We start from the raw sequence: 9,018 nt of genomic DNA, 5'->3' as shown, positions 1-9,018 counted from the left end.
ACCGCGTGCGGGGAACCCGGCGCACCTCGACGCCGCCCATCAGTGCGAGCCCGGTGACCCGCACGACCGGCGCGCCCGGGGGAGCCTGCCGGACCGGCCGGGGGTCGGGCTTCCACCTGCCCGCCTCCTCGCCGAACCCGCCCATGAGACCGAGGCCCTCGACCACGACGTGGATGTCGTCCGGGACGTAGATCTCCACCCCGCCCATGATGGCGAAGGCGCGGATCGTGGTCTCGTGTGCCTGCATCGCGGCGTCCCGCAGATCGAGTTCGACCCCGCCCATCATGGCGAACGCCGTGTGCTCGGCCGGAACCGTCCACGTGCCCCTGCGCTCGCACCCGCCCATGAACGCCAGGGACGTCGACGGACCGCTCCCGCCGGTGACCCTGCGTGCGGGTGCCGCCTCGTGGTGCGCCGCGGGCGCGGCCCCACCGTCGCGACGGGTGGGCGACAGGTCGCGGGTGAGCTCGGCCAGGTCGGACTGGAAGAGGGCCCCGTAGGCCTTGGTGGTCCGCTCGTCGAACTCGGCGAGGGTCAGGCGCCCTTCCGAGTAGGACTGCTGGAGGAACCTCGCCGTCGCCTCACGCTCGTGGTCCGAGGCACGGATCGACGGGAGTTCGGGACCGGGATCTGGGCGGGCGTCATCCATGGGACGAGGGTAAGCCCTGACACACCTGTACGGGAGCTGAGTGGGAGGAGCCCGCTTCCCGCGCCCCGGCAGGCACACTGGAGACCATGATCGAGGTACGCAATCTCACCAAACGCTTCGGCGCCGCTACGGCGGTCGAGGACCTGAGCTTCGTGGTGCGGCCGGGCGTCGTCACCGGCTTTCTCGGCCCGAACGGGGCCGGGAAGTCCACCACCATGCGGATGATCGTCGGCCTGGACACCCCCACCTCGGGTGAGGCGCTGATCAACGGCCGGCGCTACCGGGAACTCGAGCGGCCCACCCACACCGTCGGGTGCCTGCTCGACGCGTCCTGGACCCACGCCAACCGGTCCGCGGGCGCACACCTGAAGATGATCGCCGCCGCGGGTGGTCTGCCGGCCACCCGCGGCGACGAGGTGTTGTCGCTGGTCGGTCTGAGCGACGTGGCCGGCCGCAAGGTGGGCGGGTACTCGCTGGGAATGCGCCAGCGACTCGGGCTGGCCACCGCCATGCTCGGCGACCCCGAGGTGCTGCTCTTCGATGAACCGGTCAACGGTCTCGACCCCGAGGGCATCCTCTGGATCCGCCGCTTCATGCACGCCCGCGCCGCCGAGGGCCGGACGGTGCTCGTGTCGAGCCACCTGCTGTCGGAGATGGCACAGACGGCCCAGGACCTCGTCGTCATCGGTCGGGGGGTGCTCCGCGCCCAGACGTCCGTCGAGGAGTTCCTCTCCGCGGCCACGTCCTCCGTCCTCCTCCGGACACCGCACGTCGACGAGTTCACCGCCGCCGCCCGGGAGGAGGGGATCACCGCCACGTTCGACCCCGAGGCCGGCGTGTTCCTCGTCGAGGGGCTGCCCGCCCCCCGGGTCGGTGACCTCGCCGCGAGTCTGGGGATCACCGTCCACGAACTACACGAGAAGCGGGCGTCGCTCGAGGAGGCCTTCATGGCGCTCACCGACCAGGACGTCGAGTACCACGGTCAGGAGACCACCCGATGAACCTGCTGAAGTCCGAGTGGATCAAGGTCACCACCACCAAGAGCGCCTACTGGCTGTACGGCCTGGGGATCGCCCTCGCCCTCGGCCTGGCCGTGATCATCGGCCAGTTCGAGCAGCCCTCGGCGGGGGACCCGATCGTCGGGGAACCCGGCGGCGGGGGCGATCCGCTGTTCGCGATCCTGGGAGTCGGCGCCTTCACCGTCATCCTCGCGTGGATCGCGGCGATCGTCGCCGTGACCGGCGAGTACCGCTACCACACGAACAAGGCCACCTTCCTCGCCTCACCGTCGCGGTGGCCGGCGGTGCTCGCCAAGACGGCGCTGTTCACCGTGATGTCGATGGTCGTGACCGCCGTGGCGGTGGTGGTCTCGCTGCTGGCCGCGGGGGCGCTGTCCGGTCTGGACTCGTGGACCCCGTTCTCGGGCGACGGGCTGACGTACCTCGTGCGGTTCCCCGTCTACGCGGCGGTGGGCACCCTCGCCGTGATGGGCCTGGCGTACATCATGCGCAACGCCGCCGGCACCATCTCGCTGTTCCTGGTGTGGACGCTGGCGCTGGAGGGCATGGTCTCCCTGATCCCCCGGGTGGGGCAGGACATCGCCGGCTGGATGCCGTTCGCCAACGGCGACTTCTGGACCCAGGGTGAGACCGCGCGCGGGTTCATCACGTGGGGCGAGTGGCCGGCGTTCGCGTGGTACGCGGCGGTCTGCGTGGCCCTGTGGGTCGCGGGTCTGGTAATCACCCTGCGCCGCGACGCCTGAGCGGCACCCACGACACGGCCCGGGTGTAGGTACACCCGGGCCGCGTCTCGTCGCGGGCTGGGCCGACTCGCGGGCTGGGCCGACTCGCGGGGGGTCGGACGCCCTGTGGAAGGTCAGTGCTGACTGATCGGCAGGTAGACGCGGGAGCCCTGTTCGGCGAACTCCGCCGACTTCTCCGCCATCCCCGCCTCGATCGCCTCGACCGTCTCCATCCCGTGCTCGGCCGCGTAGTCCCGGATGTCCTGGGAGATCCGCATCGAGCAGAATTTGGGACCGCACATCGAGCAGAAGTGGGCGGTCTTGGCGGGCTCGGCGGGCAGAGTCGCGTCGTGGTACGCCAGCGCGGTGTCCGGGTCGAGCGCCAGGGCGAACTGGTCCCTCCACCGGAACTCGAACCGCGCGGTGCTCAGCGCGTCGTCCCGTCTCTGTGCGCCGGGGTGCCCCTTGGCCAGATCCGCCGAGTGCGCGGCGATCTTGTAGGTGATCACGCCGGTCTTGACGTCGTCGCGATCGGGCAGGCCCAGGTGCTCCTTGGGAGTGACGTAACAGAGCATCGCCGTACCCGCCTCCGCGATCCGCGCGGCGCCGATGGCGGAGGTGATGTGGTCGTAACCCGGTGCGATGTCCGTGGCCAGCGGCCCCAGCGTGTAGAAGGGCGCCTCCTCGCACCACTCCTCCTCGAGCCGCACGTTCTCCACGATCATGTGCATCGGCACGTGTCCGGGGCCCTCGATCATCACCTGGACGCCGTGGCGCTTGGCGATCCCGGTGAGCTCACCCAGCGTGCGGAGCTCGGCGAACTGGGCCTCGTCGTTGGCATCCGCGATCGATCCGGGCCTCAGGCCGTCCCCGAGGGAGAACGTCACGTCATAGCGCGCGAGGATCTCGCAGAGCTCGGCGAAGTGGGTGTAGAGGAACGACTCGCGGTGGTGCGCCAGGCACCACGCCGCCATGATCGAACCTCCGCGCGAGACGATCCCGGTGACGCGCTTGGCGGCGAGCGGGACGTACCGCAGGAGCACGCCCGCGTGGACGGTCATGTAGTCCACGCCCTGCTCGCACTGCTCGATGACGGTGTCGCGGTAGAGCTCCCAGGTCAGCGCGGTCGGATCACCGCCCACCTTCTCCAGTGCCTGGTAGATCGGCACGGTCCCCACGGGAACGGGGGAGTTGCGCATGATCCACTCGCGGGTCTCGTGGATGTCCCGCCCGGTGGACAGGTCCATGATGGTGTCCGCGCCCCACCGGGAGGCCCACACCATCTTCTCGACCTCCTCCGCGATCGAGCTGGTGACCGCGGAGTTGCCGATGTTGGCGTTGATCTTGGTCAGGAAGCGCTTGCCGATGATCATCGGCTCGCTCTCCGGGTGGCGGTGATTGGCCGGGATGACGGCGCGGCCGGCCGCCACCTCGGTCCGCACCACCTCGACGTCGATCCCCTCCCGCGCGGCGATGAAGCGCATCTCCGGGGTGATGTGGCCCGCGCGGGCCCAGGCCAGCTGGGTCCGCACCGGCGTGGGGTCCTCCGCCGAGGCGGGCGCGGCCTCCGGGTGGGCCCAGCCGTCGCGGGTGGGCGGCAGTCCTGCGGCCAGGTCGTGGCACTCCCCGGCGTCGGCGTACCCGGTGTACGGACCGGAGGTGTCGTAGACGTCGAACGTCGTGTCGTTGGTCAGGGAGATCCGACGGACGGGCACGCGCAGGGTGCTGCCCTCGGCCCGGACCTCGAGGTAGGACTTGCTGCTGGAATGGATGGGGCCGCAGGTCACGGCCTCGATCGAGGTGGTGTCTGCGCTGGTGGTGGACGTGTTTCTGCCCATGATGTTCACTGCTCCCTACGCCGGCATGACCCGGACAGGTTCAACGGTCGACGACCCGGCTGGCCGTCCTCTCAGCCCGCGCTCCGAAGCGGACTCCCGTGTGGACGAGTATGAAATTGTGCCGGGCGAGCGTACCCCGGCGAGTAGGATCACGTGTGGAACACACCCTGCCGAAGGAGCCCCATGTCCCGAGTAGAGTCACTGGTGTTGGTCCACAACACCGATAGAGACCGGTTCGAACTGTGGGACGGCGAGACGTTCATGGGCCTGGTGGGGTACGAGAAGGACGGCGAGGTCTACATCCTTCTCCACACCGTCATCGAGGAGCACTTCGGTCAGCAGGGCATCGCTCGCCTGCTGGTCAGTCTGGTCCTCACCCGGATGCGTCTGGACGGGAGCAAGGTCCGGCCGGTGTGCAGCTACGTCCGCCGCTTCCTCATCCGCTTCCCCGAGTACCAACTCCTCGTCGCCCCCCGCTGACCCCGGTGAGGGAGGCGTCCGGGACCACTCCGGTCACCCGCCGGGATCTCGCCCGCCTCCGCCTGGCCTCCCAGCGGCTCGTGGGGGAACGCTGCGCCTCGCCCGCAGAGGCGGTGCGGTGGATGGCGTGCATGCAGGGGCAGGACCTGCCCGGCGTCCTCGAATCGGTCGCCCTGCGTTCCCTCGGTCCGGACGGCGGGCCCGCGACGATCAGCGACGTCCGAGCAGCCCTCGCCGACGGGTCCGTCGTCCGTTCGTGGCCCATGCGCGGCACCTTCCACCTCGTGCCCGGTGAGGACCTCGGGTGGATGGTCGGGGTGGCCGCGGGGCGGTCCCGTTCTGCCGCGCTGGGGCGGCTCGCCGCGCTCGGGGTCGACGACGACGGAATCGCCCGCGCTCACAGAATTCTGCTCGAGGAGATCGCCGGGACGCGTGTCCGGACCCGTGCCCAGCTCCAGGATCGCTGGCGGGCGGAGGGCGTGGACGTCTCGGGAGGCCGCGGGTATCACCTGCTGTACCTCTTCGTCGTCGACGGGCTCGTCAGCCAGGTCGACGGCACAGGGGACGACGACACCGGGCCAGACGGCACGGGGTCCGATGACACGGGGTCCGACGACACCGGGCCAGACGGCACGGGGTCCGCGGGTCCGGTACACGGGTTCGCCCACCACGGGCGGTGGCTGGCCGCGCACGGGGTCGTCCCCCGCACACCCCCGCGCGAGCAGGCCGTCGCGGAGTGGCTCGAGAGGTTCCTGCGGTCGCACGGACCCGCGCGGGCCGAGGACTTCCGGCGCTGGACCGGCCTGCCGCTACGGGATGTCCGCCCCGCCCTGGAGGCCGTGTCCGGGGGACTCGAGGCGGTGTCGTTCGACGGCGCCACCCACTGGATGGACCCGGCCGCGCCCGATCGGCTGGCCGCTGCGGGTCGGTCCGCGGACTCAGTGCTCCTGCTCCCGGGATTCGACGAATACCTGCTCGGCTACGGCGACCGGTCCCACGCGGTGGACCCGGACCACGCCGGATTGATCGTTCCCGGCAACAACGGTGTGTTCCGGCGGACGGTGGTGCACCGGAGCAGGGTGATCGCCACGTGGAGAACGGTGGGCTCGGGCGGCCGGCGTCGCATCGAGACCGCGCCGTTCGCGACTCTGTCCGGGCGGCAGTCGACGGGGATCGCGCGGGCGTTCCGCAGGCATCCGACCTGACGGCGGCACGCGCGGCACCGGTCGGATGGGGGCCGTCCGTTCGGTAGGAGGGTGTTTCGGCCGACCTCACTCCGGGGATACGATTCGGTCATGACGAACCCGAGCTACCCCGGTTCCCCCTCCGACTCCCCGTTCGGGGCGGGCCAGTCCCACGGACAGGAGTCCGGCTACTGGCAGGACTCGTCCTACGGTCAGAGCGCACCCTCGTACGGCCAGAACCCCGGCTACGGGGGTCAGGGCACCGGGGCGTTCACCGGCTCCCCCGGGGCCACCCGACCCGGCCCGCCGTCGAACATCGGGTGGGCGGTGGCCTCGCTGTTGTTCTTCTGGCCGCTGTCGTTCGTCGCGATGACCCGCGCCGCGGACGTCTACCCGCTGTGGGCGGCCGGCCACCACGCCGAGGCCGAGGCCGCGAGCGCCTCCGCCAAGAAGCTGGGCCTCATCTCGCTGGCCATCTTCGGGGGACTCGTGGTCCTCTACTTCGTCTTCATCATCGCCATGGTGGGGCTGGCCTCCGTCGGGTACTGATCCCCGGCGTGCGGACTCGACCGCGCCTTTAGATCAATCCCAGCCGCGGTGCCTCGATGGCCGGGCACGTGTCCATCACCACGTCCAGACCGGCCTCCGCGGCCCGCCGGGCGGCGCCCTCGTCGATCACTCCCTGCTGCAGCCAGACGGCCTTCGCCCCCCGGGCGATGGCCTCGTCGACGACTCCGCCCGCGAGGTGCGAGTTGACGAACACGTTCACGACGTCGATCTCCCCGGGCACCGACGCCAGGTCCGGGTATCCCTGCTGCCCGTGGACCGTCTCGGCCTTCGGATGGACCGGGACGATCTCGTGGCCCAGGTCCCGGACGTAGGCGGCGATCCCGTACGCGGTGCGTCCGGCATTCGAGGACAGGCCCACCACGGCCCACCGCCCGCGATCCGAGAGCAGGCGAGTGATGACGGTCGGATCATTCGTGTGGCTCATACCCAGTGCAATGCGCGGCGCCGCGCGGACATTCCCCGACGGGGCCTGTGCGCGGGGCCTTCCTTCGCACGCTCAGTCAGTCCCCGACGGGGCCTGTGCGCGGGGTCTTCCTTCGCAGGCTCAGTCAGTCCCCGACGGCGACCTTGCCGCGCCGGACGATCTTCGGGTCGGGCTCGAAAACGACCTGCGGGTCCTTCTCCGGGTAGTCGAACTGGTTGAGGAAGTGGCGCATCGCGTTGATGCGCGCCCGCTTCTTGTCGTTGGACTTGATGGTGATCCAGGGCGCCCAGTCGGTGTCGGTGCGCCGGAACATCTCCTCCTTGGCGGCGGTGTACTTGTCCCACTTGTCCAGGGACTCCAGGTCCATCGGGGAGAGCTTCCACCGCCGCACCGGGTCCAACTGTCGGATCGCGAACCGGGTCTTCTGCTCCTCCCGGGTGACCGAGAACCAGAACTTGGTCAGCCCGATGCCGGAATCCACGAGCATCTTCTCGAACATGGGCGCCTGCTCCATGAACGTGGAGTACTGGGCGTCGGTGCAGAACCCCATCACCCGCTCGACGCCGGCCCGGTTGTACCAGGACCTGTCGAACATCACGAGCTCGCCGCGGGTGGGCAGATGACTGATGTAGCGCTGGAAGTACCACTGGTACAGCTCGGTCTCGGTGGGCTTGATCAGCGCCACCACGCGGGCCTGGCGCACGTTGATGTACTCGGTGAACCGCTTGATCGTCCCGCCCTTGCCGGCGGCGTCCCGGCCCTCGAACACGATCACGTGCCGGTGACCCGACTCGGCCTGCCAGTTCTGGAACTTGAGCAGCTCGATCTGCAGCAGGTACTTCTCCACCTCGTACTGGTTGCGGTCCAGCCGGTGGTCGTACGGGTAGTTCTCCCGCCACGTGTCCACGGCCCTGCCGTTGATGTCGATGAGGTCGGGGTCCTCACCGTGGTCGTCGCGGACGGTGAAGCCCTCGGCGCGCAGCCGGTCGATGTAGTGGCGGAGTTGGAACGTGGACATCGGTGGGGGCTCCTGATGCTGAGACGAGGTGGCGGTGCTAGTCGAGGTCCACGACGACGGGCGCGTGGTCGGAGGCGCCCTTGCCCTTGCGCTCCTCGCGATCGATGAACGCGCCCGTCACCCGAGCGGCCAACTCCGGTGAGTGCAGCTGGAAGTCGATGCGCATGCCCTGCTTCTTGGGAAAGCGCAGCTGGGTGTAGTCCCAGTAGGTGTAGACGCCGGGGCCCGGGGTGTACTCGCGGGTGACCTCGCGGAAGCCCGCTCCGTCGAAGGCGGCGAAGGCCTGGCGTTCGGGCTCCGAGACGTGGGTCTTGCCGTCGAAGACCTCCATGTCCCACACGTCGTCGTCGTGCGGCGCCACGTTCCAGTCACCCACCAGCGCCACCTGCGCGGACGGGTCGGCGGCGAGCTCGGCGGAGGCGTGGTCGCGGAGCCGGGCCAGCCACTCGAGTTTGTAGGTGTAGTGCGGATCCGCCAGTTCGCGACCGTTGGGCACGTAGAGGCTGTAGACGCGGACGCCGTCGCACACCGCCGAGATGGCGCGCGCCTCCGGGTCCTGCGTGACCTCGGGATCCTTGTGGAAACCGGGCATGTCGTCGAAGCCCAGCCGGACGTCGTCGAGCCCCACCCGGGAGGCCACGGCCACGCCGTTCCACTGGCTGAGACCGTGGTGGGCGACCTGGTACCCCAGCTCCTCGAACGCCTCGTGCGGGAACTGGTCGTCCTTGCACTTGGTCTCCTGCATGGCCAGGACGTCCACGTTGGAGCGTTCCAGCCAGGCCACGACCCGGTCCCGTCGAGCTCTGATCGAGTTCACATTCCAGGTGGCCAGGCGCATGGCGAGCAGTCTATTACCCCGTGTCGGATCGCGCGGACCGTGGAGCCGAACCCTCGACGACGACGAGGTGACGCATCGAGTGATGCGGGGCCAACCCGAGCTTGGCCCACAGGCCGCGACCGGCCGAGTTGTCCGCGAACACGTGGAGGTGACATTCCTCGGCACCCAGCGCCCGCCCCCACGCGACGAGCGCGCCGGTGACCACCTCGGCGAGCCCGCGGCGGCGGTGGGCGTCGGCCGTCTGCACGCACGAGACCGCGATGCGGGGGGCTCCGT

11 protein-coding genes and 1 riboswitch are annotated in these 9,018 nt (G+C 70.0%); of the genes, 5 read left to right on the top strand and 6 right to left on the bottom strand.

What is annotated here, in order from left to right:
* Window positions 1–649 (bottom strand): DUF1707 domain-containing protein (locus G6022_RS06345; protein WP_182691205.1); only part of this gene is annotated, 649 nt, incomplete at its 3' end.
* 86 nt (window positions 650–735) lie between these two features.
* Here G6022_RS06345 and G6022_RS06340 point away from each other — a divergent pair.
* A complete protein-coding gene (locus G6022_RS06340; RefSeq protein ID WP_182639646.1) occupies window positions 736–1,650 on the top strand; it encodes an ATP-binding cassette domain-containing protein in 915 nt (304 codons plus the stop codon).
* A complete protein-coding gene (locus G6022_RS06335) occupies window positions 1,647–2,411 on the top strand; it encodes an ABC transporter permease (protein ID WP_179523463.1) in 765 nt (254 codons plus the stop codon). The genes G6022_RS06340 and G6022_RS06335 overlap by 4 nt, the downstream gene beginning before the upstream one ends.
* A 113-nt stretch (window positions 2,412–2,524) precedes the next feature.
* Here the strand turns inward: G6022_RS06335 and thiC are convergent, their stop codons facing one another.
* On the bottom strand, window positions 2,525–4,228 hold the full coding sequence (gene thiC, locus G6022_RS06330) for a phosphomethylpyrimidine synthase ThiC (RefSeq protein ID WP_187700455.1): 1,704 nt from the start codon (window positions 4,226–4,228) through the stop codon (window positions 2,525–2,527).
* Window positions 4,224–4,338: riboswitch (TPP riboswitch) on the bottom strand. It overlaps the preceding gene by 5 nt.
* Window positions 4,339–4,411: 73 nt before the next feature.
* On the opposite strand from thiC, the gene G6022_RS06325 reads away from it, so the two are divergent.
* The 3 genes from G6022_RS06325 to G6022_RS06315 all read left to right on the top strand — a co-directional run bounded on the left by G6022_RS06325 (window position 4,412) and on the right by G6022_RS06315 (window position 6,441).
* Complete coding sequence (locus tag G6022_RS06325) at window positions 4,412–4,708, top strand: GNAT family N-acetyltransferase (RefSeq protein WP_182639645.1); 297 nt, start codon at window positions 4,412–4,414, stop codon at window positions 4,706–4,708.
* A 5-nt stretch (window positions 4,709–4,713) separates the two neighbouring features.
* A complete protein-coding gene (locus tag G6022_RS06320; protein ID WP_182691203.1) occupies window positions 4,714–5,913 on the top strand; it encodes a winged helix DNA-binding domain-containing protein in 1,200 nt (399 codons plus the stop codon).
* 90 nt (window positions 5,914–6,003) lie between these two features.
* Entirely contained in the window at window positions 6,004–6,441 is a 438-nt protein-coding gene (locus G6022_RS06315; RefSeq protein WP_179523460.1) for a CD225/dispanin family protein, read from the top strand.
* 28 nt (window positions 6,442–6,469) lie between these two features.
* Here the strand turns inward: G6022_RS06315 and G6022_RS06310 are convergent, their stop codons facing one another.
* From G6022_RS06310 to G6022_RS06295, 4 genes are all read right to left on the bottom strand, one after another.
* Window positions 6,470–6,886, bottom strand: a complete 417-nt coding sequence (locus G6022_RS06310) for a CoA-binding protein (RefSeq protein ID WP_182639971.1) — start codon at window positions 6,884–6,886, stop codon at window positions 6,470–6,472.
* Between the two features lie 124 nt (window positions 6,887–7,010).
* Window positions 7,011–7,904, bottom strand: coding sequence for a polyphosphate kinase 2 (gene ppk2 / locus G6022_RS06305; RefSeq protein ID WP_182639972.1), 894 nt, complete (start codon window positions 7,902–7,904; stop codon window positions 7,011–7,013).
* A 37-nt stretch (window positions 7,905–7,941) separates the two neighbouring features.
* The gene (locus G6022_RS06300; RefSeq protein WP_179523457.1) at window positions 7,942–8,742 is read right to left on the bottom strand and encodes an exodeoxyribonuclease III; all 801 of its coding nucleotides are present in this window, start codon (window positions 8,740–8,742) and stop codon (window positions 7,942–7,944) included.
* A 13-nt stretch (window positions 8,743–8,755) separates the two neighbouring features.
* Window positions 8,756–9,018, bottom strand: a 263-nt coding sequence (locus G6022_RS06295) for a GNAT family N-acetyltransferase (RefSeq protein WP_182691201.1), incomplete at its 5' end; no start/stop codon positions are given.

The organism is Dietzia sp. Cai40 (genome assembly GCF_014145165.1).
GTDB lineage: Bacteria > Actinomycetota > Actinomycetes > Mycobacteriales > Mycobacteriaceae > Dietzia > Dietzia natronolimnaea.
The sequence above is the reverse complement of the archived record's forward strand: the minus strand, read 5'-3'. Positions and strand labels throughout refer to the sequence as shown.